General features: G+C 67.4%; 2 protein-coding genes. Both read right to left on the minus strand.

Features of this window, described 5'->3' with window-relative positions:
* Window positions 1–89: 89 nt before the first annotated feature.
* Complete coding sequence (locus ACTYOL_RS13550; RefSeq protein WP_444758116.1) at window positions 90–11,492, minus strand: amino acid adenylation domain-containing protein; 11,403 nt, start codon at window positions 11,490–11,492, stop codon at window positions 90–92.
* Window positions 11,489–24,391 carry an amino acid adenylation domain-containing protein gene (locus tag ACTYOL_RS13555; protein ID WP_444758117.1) on the minus strand — a complete coding sequence of 4,301 codons (12,903 nt, stop codon included), beginning with the start codon at window positions 24,389–24,391 and terminating at the stop codon, window positions 11,489–11,491. The genes ACTYOL_RS13550 and ACTYOL_RS13555 overlap by 4 nt, the downstream gene beginning before the upstream one ends.
* Between the last annotated feature and the right edge of the window lie 349 nt (window positions 24,392–24,740).

The following is a 24,740-nucleotide window of genomic DNA, read 5'->3' on the forward strand; positions in this document are numbered from 1 at the left end:
CTGGCCTCGCAATCACCAGTCAAGCCGGTGCCAGATACTGCGGTGCTGCACTCGCGGGCCCAGCCCGCACCCACAAGGTTCGCGCCAAATCAATGAGTGACCCGCTGCAGCGCCTGCCCGTCGTGCCACCAGGCCGCAAGGCTGAACACATCCGGGACCTTGAGGATGCTGAAGTGGTTGCCAGGCCCATGCCACACCGCCAGTTGCGGCAGCAGGCGCTGCCAACCGGCAAGCATCGCCGCCTGTTCGCGCTGGTTGCCGGCCGCATCCAGGGTCGCGTCGGCCACCAGTACCAGGCTGGCCGGGCCGCTGTAGCCGGCCTGCGCCGGGTACGGCGTACGCAGCGCGCTGGAGAAGGTGCGGGTGATTCCGTGCAACGCCCTGACAGACGAACGCGCCGGCATCAGCCCGCCGCGAACCATGGCCTGGTGCAAGCGCTCCAGCTGCTGCTCATCGTCCAGTGCGGCAAAGGCCTGGCGGTCGATTTCCAGCGAGCGCCCACTGGCCAGCTGCAACGATTCGATCAGCCGATCCAACGCTGCTCCTGCGGTGTAGGGCCGACCGCAGACGCTGTTGCCACCGGGTGACTCGCTGTCGATCAAGGTCAGTGAGCGCACCTCCCGCCCCTGTGCCTGCAAACGCACCGCCATGGCATGCGCCACCCAGCCGCCAAAGGAATGCCCGACCAGGTTCAACGGCCCCTGCGGGTACAGCGCTTCGATGGCCTGGACATGGCAAGCCGCCGCGGCGTCGATGCTGCTGTGTGGTGTGGCGGTGCCATCCAGGCCACGCGATTGCAGGCCGTACACCGGCCAGTCGGTGCCCAGGGCCTCGGCCAGGCCGATGAAGCTGGTCACGCTATCGCCGGCCCCCGGCACGCAGAACAGCGGCGCATGACCGCCTTGCCCGCTCTGGATCGCCACCAGCGGCTGATACGCCGCCTGCGGTTTCTCGCCGATACCCGCGCGGGCCGCCTGCAGCGCCGTGCCGAGCGCGCGGCCCAGCACCTGCACGTGCGGCGCCTGCATCATGCTCAGGTGATCGCCCGGCACCTCGATGCACTGCACCAGACCGGCCGGCACCGTGCGCTCCCAACCAAGCAATAGCTGATCACCGTGACGCTGCGCGCCTTGTTCGGCGCGCAACAAGTGGATGGCGATGCCCAGCGGTTCGGGACGGTAATGGGCCATGGCATGGCCGTGGGCAATTTCGCGTTCGAAGAACAGCTTCAGCTCCTCATCGCTTGCAGCGGCAAGTTCCGCATACAGCAAGCCCTGTTCACGGCAGGCCGCGAGCAAGGTGGTGAAGTCGGCCTGGCCATCGTCCAGGGCATTGACCCTGGCCAGTTGCTGCGCGCCTGCCGCGCCGAGCCCCTGCCAGTGTCCGGCACAGTGCAGCAGCAGTTGCTGTTGCAACAGGCGCGCGCCTTGCCAGCGTGCCTTGCCCTGGTCGACCAGACGCGGCTGCCAGGTGTCGATCAAGCCCAGGAACTCCACCTGCTCGTCCGCCCCCAGCAGTTGCGCGGCGATCTCATAGGCCAGCAAGCCGCCGAACGACCAGCCGGCAAGCCGGTAAGGCCCGTGAGGCTGAACCCGGCGGATGCGCTCCAGTTGCGCCCGGGCCAGGGCCTCCAGGGTGTCCGGCTGCGCCTCGCCCAGGGCCAGGCCCGGCACGCCATAGATCGGGAAGTCACCCTCCAGTTGCTGGCCCAGTACCGGGAAGTAGAAGTCCATGCCGCTGAACTCGTGGATCAGGAACAGTGCCGGTGCGTCGCCCTCCGCGCGCACGCACACCAGGTCCGTTTGCGGTGTCGCCGCCTGCAGATGCTCGGCCAATGCCGCCACGCTGGCATGCTGGAACAGCTCGGCGAGCGAGACCTGCAGCCCCTGTTCGCGCAACAGGCCCACCAGGCGAATGGCCAATAGCGAATGACCGCCCAGGGCGAAAAAGCTGTCATGCCGCCCCACCTGCCCGATCTCCAGCACCTGCGCCCAGAGCGCCGCGAGCTGTTGTTCCAGCGCGGTGGCTGGTGCCTCGTAACGGCTCTCGGCAAGGTCCTGCATCGCCGGACGCGGCAGCGCCTTGCGGTCGATCTTGCCATTGTTGGTCAGCGGCAGCGCATCGAGCACGATGCAGGCCGACGGCACCATGTACGGTGGCAACCGTCCCTGTAGCCAACCCCGCACAGCGACGGCATCGAGGGTCGGGTCTGTGCGGGTGAACCAGGCCACCAGCCGAGCCGGCCCCTGCGTCAGGGTCAGCGCCATGACCACCACTTCGCCAATGCCCGGGCACAGCGCCAGGTGCTGCTCGACTTCGCCCAGCTCGATACGGAAACCGCGGATCTTCACCTGGTCGTCGTTGCGCCCCAGGCACTCCAGCTGGCCGTCGTCGCGCCAGCGGCCCAGATCGCCGGTACGGTACAGGCGTGCGCCAGGCTGCGGGCTGAACGGGTCGTCGATAAAGCGCTCGGCGGTGAGTTCCGGGCGATTGAGGTAGCCCAGCGCCACGCCGTCGCCACCGATGTACAACTCACCTACCGCCCCCAGCGGCAGCGGGCGCAGGTGCGCGTCCAGCACATGCACCTGGGTACTGCCGACCGGTCCCCCGATCGGCACCAGCTCGGCGTCGGCCGGCACATGGCGAACCTGCCCGGCGGTGGCATAGGTGGTGGTTTCGGTCGGCCCATAGCAGTGCACCAGGCGCAAGTCCGGTGCCTGCGCCAGCAAGCTGCGGAACGCCGCCGGATCGGCTCGCTCGCCACCGCATAGCAGCACGCGCAACCCTGCCAGCACGTCAGGGATCATCTGCACGTACTGGTTGAACAACGCCGTGGTGACGAACAGCACTGTCGCGCCCCCCTCACGCAGGGCCACGCCCAGACGCACAGGGTCGAGCAAGGTGTCATGGTCGATCACCAACACCTGGCCGCCATTGAGCAGCGCACCCCAGACATCCATGGTGCTGGCGTCGAACGCGGGGTTGGAGGCGAAAGCGATACGGTCCTGGGCGCTGAAGTCGGCGTAGCCATCGTTGAACACCAGGCGAGCGATGCCACGATGGGGCACGCGCACGCCCTTGGGCGTGCCGGTGGAGCCGGAGGTGTACATCACGTAGGCGACCGTATCCCCACCCTGGGCCAGCCCTGGGTTATGACCGGGCTGACGGTTCAGGTCCAGGCGATCGAGGTCGATGCGGCGCGCGCGGTAGCTCAGGGTCGCCGAGCTGTCGCAGATCAGCGCTACGGCCTGGCAGTCCTGCACCATGAAGCCCTGTCGCTCGGCCGGCGCATGGATGTCCAGCGGCACGTAGGCCGCACCGCATTTGGCGACGGCCAGCTGAGCCTGGAGCAGTGCCAACGAACGCGGCAGCAGGATCGCCACATGATCGCCCGGCGCCACGCCTTGCTCGATCAGGTAATGAGCCAGGCGGTTGGCCTGCTCGTTGAGCTCGCCGTAGGTCAGGCTGTGCGCCCCGTCACGGGCGGCGATGGACAATGGATGCCGTGCTACCTGTTGTTCGAACAGGCGATGCACTGGCAAGTCGCGCGGGTAGTCGCGGGTGGTCGCGTTGAAGGCCTCGTGCAACTGCCGAGCCTCGGCCAGCGGCACCACGCTCAGGCGCTCGAGCCCTTCGCAGGCGCCGGTCTCAAGCGCCTGCAGCAGCAGGTGCAGGGCATGCTCCACGTAGCTGCAGATCCGCCGGGCGTCGATGCCCTGTGCGGTTTGCGCGGTCAGCTCGAACGCCAGGCCCAGGTCATCGACGCTCAACGCCAGCGGGTAATTGCTGCGCTCGTGCGCCTCGACCAGCTCGATGCCCTCCCAGGCCTGGCGCGCCGCCTCGCCCTGCCCGGCCAGCGAGCCATGGCGATAGTTGAGCAATGCATTGAACAGCGCAGCCCCCGTAGGCAAGCCACTGCAGCGCTGGGCTAGCGCCAGGCGAGCGTGCTCATGGGCCAGCAGGCCGGTCAGGCGTTGGTGGGCTTGCAGCAAGGCTGCCAACACGGGCTGTCCGGCAAGGTCCAGGCGCAGTGGCAAGGTATTGATGTAGACGCCCAAGGCGCGCTCGGCGCCCTCGCCACCCTGCAGCCGACCGAGCAGCACGGTGCCGAATACCACGCTGTCGCGCCCGCTCAGTTGCCCGAGCACCTGGGCCCAGGCCAGGTGCATCAGGCTGGCAGCGCTGACGTTATGGCGTCGCGCCTGTTCGCGGATCCGCAGGTTCAGCGCATGGTCGAGGCGCTGATGGTGCTGCGCCACGGCATCCTGGTGTGGCGTTGCATAACCGCCGTAAGGCAGGGTCGGTTCGTCGATGTCGGCCAGTTGCTCGCGGAAGAAGGCTTCATGGGCCGCCTCGCCCGCCCCGCGCTGCAGTTGGGCGATGTAGTTGCGGTAAGGCACCGCCCCTGGCAAGGCATGGGCCTGCTCTAGCAGGCAGGCTTGCAGTTCGCTGCGCAACACCTCGAGCGCCACGTGATCCATGACCAGATGGTGGAACAGCAGCGTGGCGCTGATTCGGCCGGTGCTCGGCTCGGTACGATGTACCAGGCGCAACAGCGGTGCGCGGGCCAGGTCGAAGCGGCGAGGCTCGATGGCATCCCCCTCCTGCACGACATCCAGCGGAGCACGGCGCCAGACCACCTGCACAGGCTCAGCCAGGCCGTCCCAGTGGAAGGCGCTACGCAGGATATCGTTGCGCGCGATCACCTGGTCCAAGGCGCGGTGCAGCGCCTGCAAACGACCCCGATCGGCGAGCAGGAAACGCACCTCCAGCACGTAGGCCGCCTCACCTTCACTGGCCAGATGGTGATAGAGCATGCCCGCCTGCAGCGGCCCGAGCGGATAGATGTCCTGGACATTGGCGGTACCGCCAGCCACCTGGCCGACGATATGATCGATCGCCTCTTGCGTCAGCGTCACCAGCGGCAGCAGCTCAGGCGTGATGTGCGGGCAGTCGGCGGTGATGCGGTTGGCAGGCACCTGCACCTGGTCGAGGGTCTCGACCGTCGCGGCCAGGGCCGCCAGGTTCGGCTCGGTGAACAGCCCCTGGATATCCAAGGCCAACCCGCGGGCGCGCAGGCGAGCGACCAGGGTCACGGCCAGCAGCGAATGGCCACCCAATTCGAAGAAGTTGTCGTGACGCCCTACCCGCTCCACACCCAGCAACTCGCCCCACAACTCGGCCAGCAGGCGCTCGTTATCACCTTCGGGGCCCTGGTAGGCCTGGCCTTGCAAGGCTTCGACGGCGGGAATCGGCAGGGCCTTGCGGTCCAGCTTGCCGTTGGGGCTCAGCGGCAGTGCAGGCAGATGCACGAACTGTGCAGGCACCATGAACTCAGGTAGTTGAGCCAGCAACTGCCCCTTCAATGTGTCTGCCGTGTGCACAGCTCCGGTGTAGTACGCCACCAGGCGCTTGCCGGCGGGCGGCAAGTCCAGGGCCAGCACAGCGGCCTCCTTGATGCCTTCTATGCGGGTCAGGCAGGCCTGGATCTCGCCCAGTTCGATGCGCAGGCCGCGGATCTTCACCTGGTCGTCGTTGCGCCCCAGGTACTCCAGGGTGCCGTCGGCCAGGTGCCGGGCCAGATCCCCGGTGCGGTACAGGCGTGCGCCGGGACGGGTGCTGAACGGATCTTCGATGAAGCGCTCGGCACTCAGCTGCTCGCGGTTCAGATAGCCACGAGCAACCTGCACGCCGCCGATGTACAGCTCGCCGGCAACGCCCTGCGGCACTGGCTGGCCCTGGGCGTCGAGCACGTACAGCGTAGTGTTGGCGATCGGTTTGCCGATCGGGGTGTTGTCCGGGGTCTGTTCCAGTGGCTCGGCGCAGTGCCAGGCACTGACGTCAACTGCAGCTTCGGTCGGGCCATACAAGTTGTGCAGCTCGACGCTGGGCAACTGCGCCTTGAAGCGCCGCACCAGGCTGCCGGGCAACGCTTCGCCGCTGCACAGCACCCGGCGTAGCGCTGCAGGCTCGGCATCACCATAGGCGAGGAACACATCGAGCATCGAAGGGACGAAATGCAGGGTCGTTACCGATTCGGCTGCGATCACCTGGCGCAGGTAGCCCGGGTCACGGTGCCCGCCTGGGCGGGCCATCATCAGTTGTGCACCGGTCTGCAAAGGCCAGAAGAACTCCCATACCGACACGTCGAAGCTGAACGGGGTTTTCTGCAGCACTACGTCATCAGCGCCCAGGCCATAGGCGTCCTGGGTCCAGAGCAGGCGATTGACCACCCCGGCGTGCTCGTTCATCACGCCTTTGGGCAGGCCGGTGGAGCCGGAGGTGTAGATCACGTAGGCCAGATGTTGCGGGGTAAGGCCCGCAACCTGGGGGTTGTCGCTGGAAAGCGCTTGCCACACCGGCTCATCCAGATCGACCTGCGGCACGTCGAACGCCGCCAGCATCTCGCGAGTGGCCGCATGCCCCAACACCGCCACCGGCGCGCTGTCGGTGAGCATATGGCGGATACGATCGGCCGGGTAATCCGGGTCGACCGGCACATAGGCGCCGCCCGCCTTGAGGATCGCCAGCAAGCCGATGACCATCGAAGCGCTGCGCTCTACGCAGATCGCCACGCGATCGTCCGGCTGCACCCCGAGTGCAATCAGGTGATGGGCCAGACGGTTGGCCTCGGCGTTCAGTGCACGATAGGTCAACTGTCCGGTTTCGGCACGCAGGGCGATGCGCTCGGGCGTGCGTTCGACCTGGGCCTCGATCATCCCGTGCACCGTCTGCTCCAGGTCGTAGCCTACGGCGGTGTCGTTGTAGTCGACCAACAGTCGACGACGCTCCTGCGCATCCGGCAGGGCAACGCTTGCCAGCACCGCGCCGTCGCTGCCGGCCATGGCCCACAGCAGTTGCTCCAGATACCCGCAGTAGCGCTCTACCGTGGCCCGGTCGAACAACGCGGTGGCATAGTTCAATGCGCCGCCGAAGCCATCTGCGGTCTCGCCCAGGCTCAGGCTCAGGTCGAACTTGGCAAAGCCCTGCCCTTGGCCGAGGTTGCGCAGGCTCAAGCCGTCCAGCCCGGCGGCGAAATCATGACCGCCCTCCCACTCCAGCGACACCTGGTACAGCGGCGTGTGGGCCAGGCTGCGCGATGGTTTGATCAGGTCCACCACCTGCTCGAACGGCAGGTCCTGATGCTCCTGTGCGGCCAGTACCTGGGCCTTGACCCGCGCCAGCAAGGTGCCGACATCCGGCGCATCGGCCAGGTCCAGGCGGATGGCCAGGGAGTTCACGAACAGCCCGATCACCCCTTCGACCTCAGCCTGCCGACGCCCGGCCACCGGCGTACCGATCACCACCTCGCCCTGCCCCGACAAACGAGCCAGCAGCACCGACCAGGCGCCCATGAACAGCATGAACGGCGTGACCTGGTGGCGCTTGCACAGGGCCTTGAGATCGTCTGCCAGTCGGGCGTCGAGGCGTATACGCACGCTGTCGCCTGCGTAATCCTGGCGCACCGGACGCGGTCGGTCGGTCGGCAGGCTCAGCAGCGCAGGTGCACCGGCCAGGTTGTTGCGCCAGAACTCGCCTTGGCGCTGCAGCGCCTCGCCCTGCAGCCAACGGTGCTGCCACATCGCGTAATCGCCATACTGGATCGGCAACGGCGCAAGCCGTGCCTCGCGGCCTTCACGCAGTGCCTGGTACAGCGCGCTCAGTTCACGGGTCAGCACGCCCATCGACCAGCCATCGGCGACGATATGGTGCAGCGTCAGCAGCAGTACATGGTGCTGTGGCGCCACCTGCAGCAGGCGAGCGCGAAGCGGCAATGCCTCGCCGAGCGCGAACGGCCGTGCAGCTTCTTCACGCACCAGCGCACGCAGGCGCTGTTCATCGGCCCCCGGCACCTGCTCGCGCTGCACCACCAGGCGCTGCGCCGACAGCCGCACCCGCGGCTCGCCATCGACCTCGAAGAACTCGCTGCGCAGCGCCTCGTGACGCTCGACCAGTGCCACCAGGGCCTGCGCCAAGGCGTCGGCATCCAGCTCGCCGCACAGCTCCAGTGCCAGGGGAATGTTGTAGGCCTGGCTGGCTCCGTTCATCTGTGCCAGGAACCACAGGCGCTGCTGGGCGAACGACAACGGCAGCGCCTGCTCGCGTGCCACCGCCAGCACCGGCGGCAGCTCACTGCGCGCAGCCCCCGCCACTACCTCGGCCATCGCCGCCAGCTCGGCCTGGGCGAACAGTGTCCCCAGCGTGAGCTCCACACCGAGTCGCTGACGAACCTGGGCAACCAGGCGCATGGCCAGCAACGAGTGACCGCCCAGCTCGAAGAAGTGGTCATGCCGCCCGACCCGCTCGACCTGCAGCAACCCCTGCCAGATCTGCGCCAGGGTCTGCTCCAGCTCGCCCTGGGGCGCCTCGAAGCGACGCTCGAACAGGTCGGCGCGGGTGGGTGCCGGCAGCGCCCTGCGATCGAGCTTGCCGTTGGCCGTCAGCGGCAGCGACTCGAGCCGCACGAAGGCCACCGGCACCATGTAATCGGGCAAGTGCGCCTGCAGCTGTGTACGCAGTTGTGCAGGCGCGGCCACCTCGACGCTGTCCTGGCCAGTGAAGTAGGCCACCAGCCGCGGCTGCCCCGGCTGGTCCTCGCGGGCCAGCACCACGGCTTCATTGATGCCTGGCAGGGCTGCCAGGCGGCTTTCGATCTCACCCAGCTCGATGCGCACGCCACGGATCTTCACCTGGTCGTCGTTGCGCCCGAGGTAGTCCACGGTGCCGTCATCCAGCCAGCGCACCAGGTCGCCAGTACGGTACATGCGGGCGCCCGGTTGCGCGCTGAACGGGTCATCGAGAAAACGCTCGGCCGTCATCTGCGCGCGGTTCAGGTAACCCCGGGCAACCCCGGCGCCACCAATGTACAGCTCACCGGCCACCCCCTGCGCCACCGGCTGGTGGTGCGCATCGAGCACGTAGAGCCGGGCGTTATCGACCGGTGCGCCGATGTGCAGCACGCCGCCAGGCACCATCGCCCCGGAGCTTGCGACCACCGTGGCTTCGGTGGGCCCGTAATTGTTGATCACGGCAAATCCGGGGTGACGGGTGAACTGCCGCAGGCGGTCACCACCGATCAGCAGGGTGCGCAGGGTCGGGTGATCGATCTGGTGGCTGAAGGCGTATTCGGCCACCGGCGTCGGCAGGAAACTGACATCCAGCGGGCAGCCGCGCCACCAGGCGAGCAAGGCGTCGATGTCCTCGCCCTGTTCGCTTGGCGGCGCGATATGCAGGGTCGCGCCGGCGCACAGGGCCGGCCAGACTTCCCAGGCCATGGCATCGAAGCCGAAGCCGGCCAGGCTCGAGGTGTGGCGCCCCTGGCACAGGTCGAAGGCGCGGCAATGCCAGTCGATCAGGTTGTTGAGGGTCCGATGTTCGACCATCACGCCCTTGGGCAGACCGGTGGAACCGGAGGTGTAGATCACGTAGGCAAGGTTGCTAACAGCCAGGCCATTGACCTGCGGGGCGTGCTCGCTCGACGGCCAGTCCGCGCGGTCGAGTTCGACCACCGGTGCCGGGCATTGGCCCAGGCGTGCGCGCAGATCGTGCTGGGTCAGCACCACCCTCGGGGCGCTGTCATCGAGCAGGTAGGCGATACGCTCGTCGGGATGCGCGGGGTCGATCGGCACGTAACCCGCGCCGGCCTTGAGGATCGCCACCAGGCCGACCAGGGTGTCCAGACCTCGCCGGGCCAGAATCGCCACGCGGTCTTCAGGCTGCACACCGAGCATGACCAGGCGTTGAGCCAGTGCATTGGCACGCAGTTCCAGCTCACCGTAGCTCAGCGCGATGCCTGCGCAGGTGGCGGCTACGGCATCGGGCTGCTGGCGGGCCTGGAGCTGGATGCGCTGGTGCACCGTGAGCACGGTTTCGGTGTCACCCGGGCGGTCATTGAAGGTCTCGAGCACTCGAACGCGCTCGACAGCGGGCAGCATGGCGAGCCGATCGACATTCAGCCCTGGGTTCTGTGCCAGGGCCTGTACCAGGCTTTCGAGGGTTTTCTCGAGATAGGCGCAGACCCGCTGTTTCGGCACCTCGGCCGCTGCCAGCAAGGTCAGGCGCAGGGCATCGCCCAGGTCGTCGACACTCAGGGTCAGCGGATAGTTGGTGCGCTCTTCGCTGGTCAGTACGTCGATGCCCTCCCACGCCGCACGGGCCTGGCCATCGGCAACCGGCGCACTGTGCCGGTAGTTGAGCAAGGCGTTGAACAATGGCGTCGGCGCGGCCACGCCGCTGCAACGCTGGGCCAGGGCCAGCGGCGCGTGCTCGTGGCGCATCAGGGTGGTCAGGCGCTGGTGAGTGGCCTTGACTGCCGTGATCAGGTCCAGGCCAGCCAGGTCCACCCGCAGTGGCAAGGTATTGATGAAAATGCCCAGTGCACGGTCGTTGGCCTCCGCGCCCATCAGGCGGCCCATCAAAACCGTGCCGAACACCACCTGCTCGCGCCCGGTCAGGCCACCCAGCACCCGCGCCCAGGCCAGGTGGAACAGGCTTGCCAGGCTCACGCCCAGCGCCCGTGCCTGGCTGCGCAGGCCGTCGCACAGGGCCGGCGCCAGGCTCAGGCTTTCTTCGTGCGGCGCGCTGCCGTCACCCTGCACGTCCTGCAGGCCGTAGGCCAGCGTCGGCTCGACGATATCCCCCAGTTGCTCGCGGAAAAACGCCTCGTGCTGCGCCTGGCTGACGCCCAGCAGGGCCTGGCCGACGTAATTGCGAAACGGTACTGCCGCGCCCAACAGGTGGCCATCGCCGCGCAACACGGCCTGCATTTCGTGACGCACCACCTCGAGGGCGCTGTGGTCCATGGCGATATGGTGGAACTGCAGCGTGGCCTGCACGCGACCGTCGCTGGCCGCAGGCTCGCAGTGCAGGCGGATCAGCGGTGCCTGGCCGAGGTCGATACGCTCGTCCAGGGGCAGGCCGCGGGACACCTGCAGCCGGGCCTCGCGCCAGACCACCTGCAGCGGCGCCTCGAGCCCCTGCCAGTGCACCGAGGTGCGCAGGATATCGTGGCGGTCGATCACCGCCTGCAGCGCCTCGACGAACGCCTGCAGATGGGCCTGGCTGGCAAAGGCGAAGCGCGACTGCATCACGTAAGGGTCGCTGCCCTCTGCGCTGGCGTGATGATAGAGAATGCCCTGCTGCAGGGGCGCCAGCGGGTAGATGTCCTGCACGTTGGCATGGCCGCCGGGAATCTGCCCGACCAGCGCATCGATGGCCGCCTGGTCGAGCTCGACCAGGTTGAGCAGTGCCGGGGTGATCCGCGTGCAGTCGGCCGGGATGGCGTTGGCCGGGGCGCCGATATTGCCGGCCCTGGCCACGTACTCACCGCGCTCGAGCAGCGCGATCAGCGCCGGTTTGTGCTCACGCAGGCGCGCCACCAGGCTCGCATCGGTCAGCGCCTGGCGGTTGCCCTGGACCACCAGCTGGCCATCCTTGAGCGCCAGCTGGATATCGTTGGCTGACAATGTCGCCAGTAGGTCGTTGATGCTCACAGGACGATCTCCATTCTGTCTGTGATGGCGGCATAGCCTGCCAAGGTCGGTTGTTCGAACAGCGCGCGCACATCGGCCTCCAGGCCCTCCTGGCGCAGGCGGGCGGTCAGGGTCACCGCCAGCAGCGAGTGGCCGCCCAGTTCGAAGAAGTTGTCATGCCGCCCTACCCGCTCCACGCCCAGCAGCTCACCCCAGAGCGCGGCCAGCAACTGCTCGGTGTCGCCCTGTGGGGCCTCGTAGGGACGCGCATCGGCCACGGCGGCAGTCGGCAGCGCTTTGCGGTCGAGCTTGCCGTTGGGGCTCAGCGGCAAGGCGTCCAGGTGCATGAACAGCGCCGGAACCATGAATTCCGGCAGTTGCGCCGACAGCTGCTGGCGCATGCCCTCGACGGGCTGCACGGCACCGGTGTAATAGGCGACCAGGCGCTGATCCACCGCCAGCACTACCGCCTCCTTGATCCCTGCAATGCGGGTCAGGCAGGACTGGATTTCGCCCAGTTCGATGCGCAGGCCGCGGATCTTCACCTGGTCGTCGTTGCGCCCCAGGTACTCCAGGGTGCCGTCGGCCAGGTGCCGGGCCAGGTCCCCGGTGCGGTACAGGCGTGCGCCAGGGCGGGTGCTGAACGGGTCTTTGATGAAGCGCTCGGCACTCAGTTGCTCGCGGTTCAGATAACCACGGGCAACCTGTACGCCGCCGATATATAGCTCGCCGGCAACGCCCTGCGGCACTGGCTGGCCCTGGGCGTCGAGCACGTACAGCGTGGTGTTGGCGATCGGTTTGCCGATCGGGGTGTTGTCCGGGGTCTGCTCCAGTGGCTCGGCGCAGTGCCAGGCACTGACGTCAACTGCCGCTTCGGTCGGGCCGTACAGGTTGTGCAACTCGACGCCCGGCAACTGCGCCTTGAAGCGCCGCACCAGGCTGCCGGGCAACGCTTCACCGCTGCACAGCACGCGCTTGAGGCGTGCGGCCTGCAAGTCGCCGTGGGCGAGGAAGACATCGAGCATCGACGGCACGAAGTGCAGGGTCGTGATGCCACGCTCGGCGATGACGTCGGCCAGGTACTGCGGATCGCGATGGCCGCCCGGGCACGCCATCACCAGTTGTGCGCCGGTCTGCAGCGGCCAGAAGAACTCCCACACCGACACGTCGAAGCTGAACGGGGTTTTCTGCAGCACTACGTCATCAGCGCCCAGGCCATAGGCGTCCTGGGTCCAGAGCAGGCGGTTGACCACCCCGGCGTGCTCGTTCATCACGCCTTTGGGCAGGCCGGTGGAGCCGGAGGTGTAGATCACGTAGGCCAGGTGTTGCGGCGTAAGGCCCGCAACCTGGGGGTTGTCGCTGGAAAGCGCTTGCCACACCGGCACATCCAGATCGACCTGCGGCACCTCGAACGCCGCCAGCATCTCACGAGTCGCCGCATGCCCCAGCACCGCCACTGGCGCGCTGTCGGTGAGCATATGACGGATACGATCGGCCGGATAATCCGGATCGACCGGCACGTAGGCGCCGCCCGCCTTGAGGATCGCCAGCAAGCCGATGACCATCGCCGGGCTGCGCTCGACGCAGATCGCCACGCGATCGTCCGGCTGCACCCCGAGTGCAATCAAGTGATGGGCCAGACGGTTGGCCTCGGCGTTCAACGTGCGGTAGCTCAGTTGGTGTTGCTCGGCGATCAGAGCGATGCGGTCAGGCGTGCGCTCGACCTGGGCTTCGATCATCCCGTGCACCGTCTGCTCCAGGTCGTAGCCTACGGCCGTGTCGTTGAAGCCAACCAGCAGGCGCTGGCGCTCTTCGTGCTCCAGCACCGGCAGTTGGTTCAGCGCCAGGTCGGGCTGACGCTCGAGGGCATCCACCAGGCCCGTCAGCACCTGCTGCAGTTGCCCGCAGACCCGCTCGGCCCCTACCGCAGGCAGTACCTGCACGGTCAGGCGCAGGCCATCGCCCAGGTCATCCACGTTCAGGCTCAAGGGGTAGTTGGTGCGTTCTTCGCTGGCCAGTGTCTCGATACCCTGCCAGGCCTGACGCTGGATTTCGGTCTGCGCAGCGCCGGCGCTGTGCCGGTAGTTGAGCATGGCGCTGAACAGCGGCATGGGTGCGACCACGCCACTGCAACGCTGGGCCAGGGCCAGCGAGGCATGCTCGTGGGTCAGCAGCGCGCTCAGCCGTGCGTGGGTGGCACGCACGCCTTCACGTACGCCGAGCCCCGCCAGGTCAACGCGCAGTGGCAAGGTGTTGATGAACATGCCCAGGCCGTGCCCGCTGCCTGCACCACCTTGCATGCGTCCCAGCAGCACCGTGCCGAACACCACGTTGTCGCGACCACTGGCACTGCCCAGCAGACGTGCCCACGCCAGGTGCAGCAGGCTGGCAGTGCTCACGCCGAGCTGGCGTGCCTGGCTGCGCAGGCGCTGGTTCAGGTCAGGGTCCAGATGCACCTGGGCCTGCTCGATACGGCGCACGTCACCCTGTGTGTCACGCAGGCCGAACGGCAGGGTTGGCTCGTCGATATCGGCCAGTTGTTCACGGAAGAAGGCCTCGTGCTCGGCCTCGCTGACACCGAGGCGCGCCTGGGCCACGTAGTTGCGGTACGGCACGGCCGGCTCGCTCGGCGCGGGCAGCCCGTGGAGATAACCGAGCATCTCTGCGCGCACCACCTCAAGCGCCGTGTGGTCGAGCACCAGGTGATGGAACTGCAAGGTCGCCTCGATGCGCTCCCCTGCACGGCGATAGAGCAGGCGCACCAGCGGCGCCTGATTCAGCGCCAGGGTGTCGAACCGCTGCGCAGGCTCGTTGGCGATGTCGATCACCGGCAGTTGGGCATGGCGCCAGACCACCTGCAACGGCTGCGCCAGCCCTTCCCACAGCACTGCGGTGCGCAGGATATCGTGACGGGCGATGACGCTTTCCAGCGCGCCGGCAAACGCCTGCAGTCGCGCCGGGCTGTCGAATACCAGCTGCGATTGCAGCAGGTACGGGTCGGCTCCGGCGGCGCTCAGGTGATGGTAGAGAATGCCTTCCTGCAGCGGCGCGAGGGGGTAGATGTCCTGCACATTGGCCGCGCCGCCGGGTACGCTTGCCACCACACGGTCGATGGCGGCCTGGTCCAGTTCGATCAGGCTGAGCAGGTCGGGGGTGATACGGGTACAGCCGGGTGCAATGCGATTGGCCGGCACCTGTACCTGACGGCCCTGGCCAAGCGCTGCGGCCAGCGCCGCCACGCTCGGTTGGCTGAACAGCAAGCGCACATCGGCCTCCAGGCCTTGCTGGCGCAGGCGCTCGATCAGGCTGACCGCGAGCAGCGAATGTCCACCCAGTTCAAAGAAGTTGTCATATCGCCCTACCCGCTCCAGGCCCAGCAGCTCGGCCCAGACCTGCGCCATGACCTGCTCGGTCTCGCCCTGCGGTGCTACATAGGCCGCCACCGGCAGATCGGCCGGATCCGGGTCTGGCAGCGCCCTGCGGTCGAGCTTGCCGTGACGGGTCAGCGGCAAGGCCTGCAGGCGGATGAACGCCAACGGCACCAGGTGGCTCGGCAGGCTGGCCTGCAAGGCCTGGCGCAGGCCATCGACCGGTGCGTTCGCGGTGTACCAGGCCAGCAGCCGCTCGCCGCGCACCAGTACCACGGCGTCACGTACGCCAGGCTGGGCGGCCACGGCCGCTTCGATCTCGCCAAGTTCTACGCGCACACCACGTATCTTTACCTGATCGTCGTTACGCCCGAGGTAGTCGAGGGTGCCATCGGCGTTCCAGCGCACCAGGTCGCCACTGCGGTACATCCGCGCCTCAGCCCGCGCGCTGAATGGATCGGCGACGAAACGCTGCTCGGTCAGTTCGGGTCGGTTCAGGTAGCCGCGGGCAACCCCATCGCCACCGATGTACAGCTCGCCCGCCGCGCCGACCGGCACTGGCTGGCGGCGTTCATCGAGCACATAGACCTGGGTATTGGCGATGGCGCTGCCGATGTGCAGTGCGCCACCGACCTGCACCTGACCCGAGGTGGCGACCACGGTCGTTTCGGTCGGGCCGTAGTTATTGATCACGGCAAAGCCTGGATCACGCTCGAACTGGCGCAGACGGTCACCGCCGATCAGCAGCGTCCGCAGGCTGGCGTGCTGACGCTCGCGGCGCAGGGCCTGCTCGGCTACCGGGGTTGGCAGGAAGCTGACCTGCAGCGGTTGCTGCAACCACCAGTCGAGCAAGGCATCGACCTGTTCGTTGGCAAGTGTTGCGGGCGGCAGGTGCACCACGGCGCCGGCGCACAAGGCCGGCCAGACTTCCCAGGCCATGGCGTCGAAACCGAAGCCGGCCACGCTGGAGGTGTGGCTACCGGCGCGCAGGGCAAAGGCCTCGCAGTGCCAGTGCACCAGGTTGGCCAGGGTACGGTGCTCGACCATCACACCCTTGGGCTGGCCGGTAGAGCCGGAGGTGTAGACCACATAGGCAAGCGCATCGGCGTCCAGGCCCGGCACCTGCGGGTCATGCTCGGCAGCGGACTGCCAGGCGCCCTGGTCCAGGTCCAGGCGTGCGACGTGCGGCGGCAAGCTGTGCTGGTGCGTGTCGGCGAGCACCAGTGCCGGGGCGCTGTCCTCGAGCAGATAGGCAATACGCTCGGCCGGGTAGCCGGGGTCGACCGGCACATAGGCGGCGCCCGCCTTGAGCACCGCCAGCAGTGCCACCAGGCGCTGCGGCGTGCGCGGCAGGCACAAGGCAACCCGGGCGCCAGGCCGCACGCCCAGGCCGATCAGGTGGTGGGCCAGGCGGTTGGCGGCACGATTGAGCTCGCCATAGCTGAGCCTTTCGTCGCCCTGCACCACCGCTTGAGCCTGTGGTGAGCGGGCCGCGCAGGCCTCGACCAGCGCATGCACGGTCTGGCCCTGCGGATAATCACGGGCAGGAGGGTTGAAATCGACCAACAGGCGGCGACGTTCATCGGCGCCCAGCACCGACAGGTCATCCAGCCGCGTGCCCGGCGCCTGCTCCAGCGCCTCGACCAGTCGCGCGATGCTGTTGGCCATCCACTGCGCGACACGCTCGGCGCCGATGTCCGCGACAGCCAGCACGCTCAGGGTGAATCCCTCGCCCAGGTCATCGACGCTCAAGGTCAGCGGATAGTTGCTGCGCTCCTCGCCGCCCAGAAGGCGAACGCCCTGCCAGATACCCTCGCCATCGCGTGGCGCATCGGCAGCGCTGTGGCGGTAGTTGAGCAAGGCGCTGAACAGCGGTTGCCCGGCCGGTACGCCACTGCAACGCTGGGCCATGGCCAGCGACGCATGCTCATGGCCCAGCAATGCAGACAAACGGGCATGGGTGGCACGCACCGCTTCGGCCACCGCCACCTGGGTGTCGACCCGCAGCGGCAAGGTGTTGATGAACACGCCCAGTGCCCGGTCGGCACCCTCGCCGCCTTGCAGGCGGCCCATCAGCACCGTGCCGAAGACCACCTCGCTGCGATTGGCCAGCACGCCGAGCAGGCGCGCCCAGGCCAGGTGCATCAGGCTCGCGGCGCTCACGCCCAGGGTACGCGCCTGGTCGCGCAGGCGTCGGGCGAGCGCGCCATCGAGGGCCTGGTGCGCCTCGGCGATGCCGTGCCCTTCGCCCTGCACATCCTGCTGGGCAAATGGCAGGGTCGGCTCGTCGATATCACCGAGCATGTCGCGGAAGAACGCCTCGGCGCCCGCCGCATCGCTGCCCAGGCGCGCCTGGGCCACGTAGTTGCGGTACGGCACCGGCGCATTCAGCTTGGCTACATCGCCGAACAGCAGGGTGTGCATTTCGGCGCCAACCACGTCCATCGCAGTGTGGTCGAGGGCCAGATGGTGGAACAACAGGATTGCCACGACCTGGCCGTTGCGCAGGTCCTGGCTGTAGACCAGGCGCATCAACGGTGCCTGGGACAGGTCGATCCGATGCTGACGGGCGTCGAAGCGCGCCTGCAATTGGTCAATGACCTCGCCTTCGCCCTCCAGCTCGACCGGCACCACGGCCAGCTTCGCCTGGCGCCACACCACCTGCACCGGCTGCGCCAGGCCCTCCCAGATCAGCGAGGTGCGCAGGATGTCGTGCCGGTCAATGACCTGCTGCAAGGCATCAGCCCAGGTCTGCAAGCGCTCGAGGGTGTCGAAGGCCAGGCGTGACTGCAGCAGGTAGGGATCGCCCCGGCCGGCACTCAGGTGGTGGTAGAGAATGCCTTCCTGCAACGGGGCAAGGGGGTAGATTTCCTGCACATTGGCAGCCCCGCCCGGTACCGTGGCGACGATGCGCTCGATGGTGGCCTGGTCCAGCTCGACCAAGCTGAGCATCTCGGGGGTGATCTGCGAGGCGCCGGCCGGTACGCGGTTATCCGGCACCCGCACCTCGCGCCCGCTGCCCACCGCAGCGGCCAGTGCGGCGAGGGTCGGCTGGGCGAACAGCACGCGCACATCGGCGGCCAGGCCGACCTTGCGCATGCGCTCGATCAGGCTGACGGCCAGCAGCGAATGGCCACCCAGCTCGAAGAAGTGATCGTGCCGGCCAACACGCTCGACCTTGAGCACATCGGCCCAGATCGCCGCCAGCGCGATCTCCACCTCGCCCTCAGGCGCGGCGAAGGCACGACTCACCACCGCGGCCTGACTTGGTTGCGGCAACGCCTGGCGATCGAGCTTGCCGTTGGCGGTCAACGGCCACTGGCCAACATGGACATAGGCCGACGGCAGCATGTAGTCGGGCAACTGGCCTTGCAACTGCGCATGCAGCTCGGTGATCGGCGGGACGCGGCCTTCAGTGCTGAACCAGGCCACCAGGCGCTTGTCGCCCGGGGCTTCTTCACGCACCAGTACCACGGCTTCCTGTACCCCGGCGCACGCTGCGAGACGCGCTTCGATCTCACCCAGCTCGATACGGAAGCCGCGCAGCTTGACCTGTTGGTCGTTACGGCCCAGGTAACGCAAGGTGCCATCAGCCTGCCAACTGACCAGGTCGCCGCTGCGGTACAGGCGTGCCCCCGGCGTCTCGCTGAACGGGTCTTCGAAGAAGCGTTCGGCGGTCAAGGCCGGCTGGTTCAGGTAGCCCAGGGCCACCCCATCTCCGCCGATATACAGCTCACCGACGGCACCGATCGGCACTGGCTGGCGCCGGGCATCGAGCACATAGCAAAGGCTGTTGCCGATCGGCCGGCCAATCGGGATCGCCCCCTCGCCCACTGCGAGGATTTCATGGGTGGTACTGAAGGTCGTGGCTTCGGTCGGGCCATAACCGTTGAGCAAGTGCGCCGGAGCGCCTTCGCGCAGTACATGGGCGATCACCTGGGGGTCGAGCACATCCCCTCCGACCATCAGGTAGCGCAGCGAGCGGAACACCGGCAGCAGGTGCGCGGCGTACTGATGGAACAACCCGGCGGTCAGCCACAGCACCGTGACTTGATGCTCCAGCAATGCCTGGCCCAGGGCCTCGTGCGACAGCACCTGATGTTGATCGATCACCACCACGCGCCCGCCGTTGAGCAACGGCGCCCAGACCTCCAGGGTGCTGGCGTCGAATGCCGGGTTGGAAGCAAAGGCTACGCGGTCATCGCCTTGCAGGTCGGCGAAGCCGTTGTTGATGACCAGCCGCACGATCGAGCGATGGGCCACCAGCACACCCTTAGGCAGGCCGGTAGAGCCGGAGGTGTACATGATGTAGGCCGCAGCCCGCGCATCCACGGCAATGTCCAGGCCATGGGCGGGATAGGCTGCGAGCTCCAGCGTATCCAGCTCTACCCGGCGCGTTGCGCCGACCTGCGGCTGATCGGCCTGGGTCAGCAACAGCATGGCGCGGCTGTCTTCGAGCATGAACGCCTGACGCTCGGCGGGCGCATTGGCATCCATTGGCACATAGACCGCACCGCACTTGATCACGGCCAACTGGCTGGCCAGCAGGTCGAAGGAGCGCGGCAGCAGCAGCGCCACACGGTGCCCCGGGCGCACGCCCAGTTCCAGCAGGTGACGAGCCAGCCGGTTGGCGTGCTGATCGAGCTCGCCGTAACGCCAGTGGCGCTGACCGTGCACCACGGCAACCGCATCCGGGGTCTGGGCGGCGTGCGCCTCGAACAAGGTCTGCACCGCGTGTTCGCGTGGGTAGGCGCGGCCGGTGGCGTTGAATCCGTGCAGCACCTGCTCGCGCGCCTCGGGCGACAGGCAGGACACCGCGTGCAGGGGTGTTTCCGGGACAGTCTCCAGGGCATCGGCCAAGTTCGCCAGGGCGCTGCCGAGCATGGCGCACACCTGAGCGCCATCGACCTGCGGCACAGCCTGCACGGTCAGTTCCAGGCCCTGCCCCAGATCGTCGACGTTGACCACCAGCGGATAGTTGCTGCGCTCACGCGAGGCCAACAGTTCGATACCCGACCAACCCAGGCCGTCCCCTGCGCCTTTGGCGCTGCTGTGGCGGAAGTTGAGCAAACTGGTGAACAGCGCCTGGGACGCCGGCACACCGCTGCAACGCTGGGCCTGCGCCAGCGATGCCTGCTCGTGACCGAGCAGGCGTGCCAGGCGCTGATGGGTACGACGCACACCCTCGGCGGCGCCAACGGCATCGACACTGACCCGCAGCGGCAAGGTGTTGATGAACATGCCCAGCGCCCGATCTGCCCCGGCGCCACCCTGCAGGCGTCCCAGCAGCACAGTACCGAACACCACCTCGCTGCGCCCGCTCAGTTGCGCCAATACCTGCCCCCAGGCCTGGTGCACCAGGCTGGCGACGCTCACCCCCAGCGCGCGGGCCTGCACGCGCAGGCGCCCTGCCAGTGTGCCGTCCAGCGCCTGGTGGCTGTCGATCACCTCCACGCCATTGCCCTGCACATCGCGCAGGCCGAAGACCTCGGTCGGCTCGTCGATATCTGCCAGCATCTCGCGGAACATCGCTTCATCGGCCGCAGGATCTGCATCGAGCCGCGCACGCGCCACATAGTTGCGGTACGGCACGCTGTCGATGTGCACTGGCTGGCCCTGCAGTGCAGCACCCACCTCGGCCACCAGCCGTTCGACGGCGGTATGGTCGAGCAGGATATGGTGCAGCAACAAGGTCGCCTCCAGGCGCTCACCCTGGGCATGGCGCACCAGTTGCAGCAACGGCGCGCACGTGAGGTTCAGGCGCTGCAGGTCGGCGTGCTCTGCCACGCGCAGCTGCGCGTGGCGATGCACCACCTGCACCGCTTCCTGCAGCCCCTCCCAGTGCAGGCTGGTGCGCAGGATATCGTGGCGGTCGATCACCGCATCCAGCGCCTTGACGAAGCCTTGCAGCTCCACTTCACCGGCAAAGGCGAAGCGTGCCCGCAGCACGTAAGGGTCGGCCCCGGAACTGGCCAGGTGGTGGTAGAGAATGCCCTGCTGCAGTGGTGCCAGGCCGTAGATGTCCTGGACATTGGCAGTACCGCCCGGGATACCGGCGGTCAATGCGTCGATCTCGTCCTGGCTGAGGTTGGCCAGTGGCAGCATCTGCGGTTCGATGCGCAGGCAGTTCGCCGGAATGCGATTGATCGGCACCTGCGCCGGTAGATCGGCGCTCACCGCAGCCGCCAGTGCCGACAAGGTTGGTTGGCCGAACAGCACGCGCACATCGGCCGCCAGTTCCTGCTGGCGCATGCGCTCCACCAGCTTGACCGCCAGCAGCGAGTGGCCGCCCAGCTCGAAGAAGTTGTCGTGCCGACCGACCTGCTCAAGGCCGAGCAACTGTTGCCAGATGGCCGCGATGCGTTGCTCCACCTCGCCGTGCGGCGCTTCGAAGGCGCGACGGGCAAAGGCCTCCCCATCGGGCTCGGGCAAGGCCTTGCGGTCGAGCTTGCCATTGGCGGTCAGCGGGAAGCTCTCCAGGCGCACGAAGGCCGCCGGTACCATGTACTCGGCCAAGTGGCACAGCAGGCTGTCACGCAGTGCCGCCGCATCGGGCTCGGCGCCTGCCGCGGCCAGCCAGTAGGCGACCAGGCGCTGCTCGCCGGCGCTGTCGCGACGCGCCATGACCACGGCCTCGCGCACACCTTCACAGGCCGCCAGGCGTGCCTCGATCTCGCCCAGCTCGATGCGAAAACCGCGGATCTTCACCTGGTCGTCGTTGCGGCCCAGGTAATCCAGGCTGCCATCGGCGGCCCAGCGCGCCAGGTCGCCGGTCTTGTACAGACGCCCGCCAGGGTTGAACGGGTCGGCGATAAAGCGCTCGGCACTGAGCGCCTCGCGATTCAGATAGCCGCGAGCGACACCGGCACCTCCCACGTACAGCTCGCCGGTGACACCGGTCGGCACAGGCTGACGGCGGGGGTCGAGCACATACAGTTGCAAGTCGGGAATACGCGAACCGATGGGGCTTACCCCCACCAGTTGCGCATCGGCCGCCTGCAGCGGGCGGTAGGTGACGTGCACGGTAGTTTCGGTAATGCCGTACATGTTCACCAGGCGCGTGCCGGCATTGCCGATGCGTGCATACCAGGGCTTGAGCAGCCCGGGCTCCAACGCCTCACCGCCGAAGATCACCTGGCGCAGGGAATGCTGCAGTTCGCTGCGTTCCTGCGCCGCGATCAGTTGGCGGAAGGCGCTGGGAGTCTGGTTGAGGACGCTGACGCCGGTGCGGCAAAGCAAGGCGTAGCACTCGTCCGGCGAGCGACTGATGCGTTGCGGCACGATCAGCAACTGGCCACCGAAGGCCAGCGCGCCCCAGATTTCCCAGACCGAGAAATCGAAGGCGAAGGAGTGGAACAGCGCCCAGGTGTCCTGGCGGTTGAAGGCGAACCAGTCGTGGGTCGCCGAGAACAGGCGCGAGACATTGCCATGCTCGACCATCACGCCCTTGGGCAGGCCGGTGGAGCCGGAGGTGTAGATCACATAGGCCAGGTGCGAGGGCAGCAGCCCGGCGAGCATCGGGTTGCCGGTGGGTTGTAGCTGCAGCGACGGGTCGTCCAGGTCGATCACCGGCGCCGTCACCTCACCCAACAGCGCCAGGCTGTCCGCCTGGGTGAGGATGGCCCGCGGGGCACTGTCGCTCAGGGTGAAGGCAATACGCTCGGCAGGATAGGCCGGGTCGATCGGCACATAGCCCGCACCGGCCTTGAGCACGCCCAACAGGCCGACCAGCATGCCCAGGCCACGCTCGACGCAGATCGCCACGCGGTCATCCGGGCCGATGCCCAGTGCGATCAGGCGGTGAGCGAGCTGGTTGGCACGCTGGTTGAGCTCGCCGTAGCTCAGGCTCTGCTGCTCGAAGATCAGCGCCGTATCCTGCGGACGCGCCTGGGCGTGGGCCTCGAAACGCTGGTGCAGCAACGGCGTCAGGGCGAATTCGAGCAAGGGGCGGTTCTGGCCATGGATCAGTTGCTCGCGCTCGTCGGCGGGCAGGATATCGATGCCGTTCAGCGGCGCGTCTGGATCGCTGTCCAGGGCCTCGACGATCTGCTCGAGCGCCCGCGCCAGGTAACCCGCGATACGCTGGGCGCCTAGCCCGCCAGCGACCAGGGCGGTGATGCGCAGGTCTTCGCCAAGGTCGTCGATATTGATCGTCAGCGGGTAGTTGGTGCGTTCTTCGGCGCCCAGCACCTGGATACCAGGGGCGATGTCGATGACTTTGGCAGCGTCGGCGGCATCGCTATGGCGATAGTTGAGGACGGTGTTGAACAGCGGCGCAGGCGCCGCCACCGCACTGCAGCGCTGGGCCAGTGCCAGCGGCGCCTGTTCATGGCCGAGCACGCCGGTCAAGCGCGTGTGAGTCGCCTGCAGCCCTTGGCGCACGCTGTGCTCGCCAACGTCAATGCGCAGCGGCAAGGTGTTGATGAACATGCCCAGCGCCTGTTCGCCGCCCTCGCCGGCCTCCATGCGCCCGAGCAGCACGGTGCCGAACACCACCGCCTCGCGCCCGGACAACTGGCCCAGGACCCGGGCCAGGCCCAGGTGAGTGATGGCCGCAGGGCTCACACCCAAGCGGCGTGCCTGGGCGCGCAGGCGCAGGCTCAGCCCGCGCTCGAGGGTCAGGCGGGCTTCCTCCACGGCCTGATCCTCGACGTCGGCCACGCCGAAGGCCAGGGTAGGTTCGTCGATATCGGCCAGCATCGCGGTGAAGAACGCTTCATGCGCCGGCACGTCCAGCGCCTGGCGCGCCTGCGCAAGAAGGTTGCGAAACGGCACCGCCGGCCCAACCTGCTCGGCATTGCCAGCCAGCCAGGCGCCGATCTCGCGGCGCACGATGTCGAGTGCGGTGTGGTCCATCACCGTGTGGTGGAACAGCAACAGGGCGACGACCTCCTCGCCTGTGCCCCGGGCATGCACCAGACGCAGCAGCGGTGCCTGGCGCAGGTCGAGGCGATAGTGGCGGGTGTCGTGCAACCGGCGCAACTGCGCCAGCGGCTCGTCCTGGCCAGGCAGTTGCAGTGCTTCGCGCACCAGCGGTGCTTCGCGCCAGACCACTTGCACCGGCTCGTCCAGGCGCTCCCAGTACATCGAGGTGCGCAGGATGTCGTGGCGCTGGATCACCCAGTCCAGCGCATCGGCGAAGGCATCCAGGTGTGCCTGGTCGGCAAAGCGCAGTTGTGCCTGCAAGAGATAGGGGTCGCCCGCATCGGCGGACAGGTGGTGGTAGAGCATGCCCTCCTGCAGCGGCGCCAGGGGATAGATGTCCTGTACGTTGGCAGCGCCGCCGGGAATGCTGGCGACAATGCGGTCGATGGCCTGCTGGTCCAGGTTCACCAGCGGCAGCATCTGCGGGGTAATCTTGAACGCCGGGCTCAGCCAGTCGTCGTTCTGCCGGGCGAGCATCTCCAGCAACGCCGGCTTGTGTGCGGCCAATGCGTCCCACAGGGCGTCCTCCAGGGCATCGTCGTCACCATGGACGACGAGGTCCTGATCGTCACGCTGAAGTCGGATCGCACGGGTGGAGAGCACAGCCATCAGTTCGCTGAAGCGCATGGGTAAGCATCCTGCTTTTGCCAGTCGGAAATGGCGCCACGCTAAAGGATCGGGGGTGCGAGGGGTGACAGGGTAAGGGGGGACAAAGCACGGACTGCCAAAACAGGAATAAGAATATGAATTCTTATTTCTTTTACGCGTTTGAAACTTCCTCTATAACGTTTCGAACTGTACAGCAGCCAACACCGGCCAACTGTTTGCAGCGCAACACCTGATCAACACCCCGCTGCGCTGGCAACACGGCCGTTGTCGCAGAAATCGCGGCAACCCGTTGATTCAAAAGGAATCGAAACTTCGGCACGACGATTGCTCAAGCAAAGTCCCCCGCTCACCCGAACAGGAGACTCGC

It is taken from the genome of Pseudomonas sp. A014, assembly GCF_052378495.1.
Lineage (GTDB): Bacteria > Pseudomonadota > Gammaproteobacteria > Pseudomonadales > Pseudomonadaceae > Aquipseudomonas > Aquipseudomonas machongensis.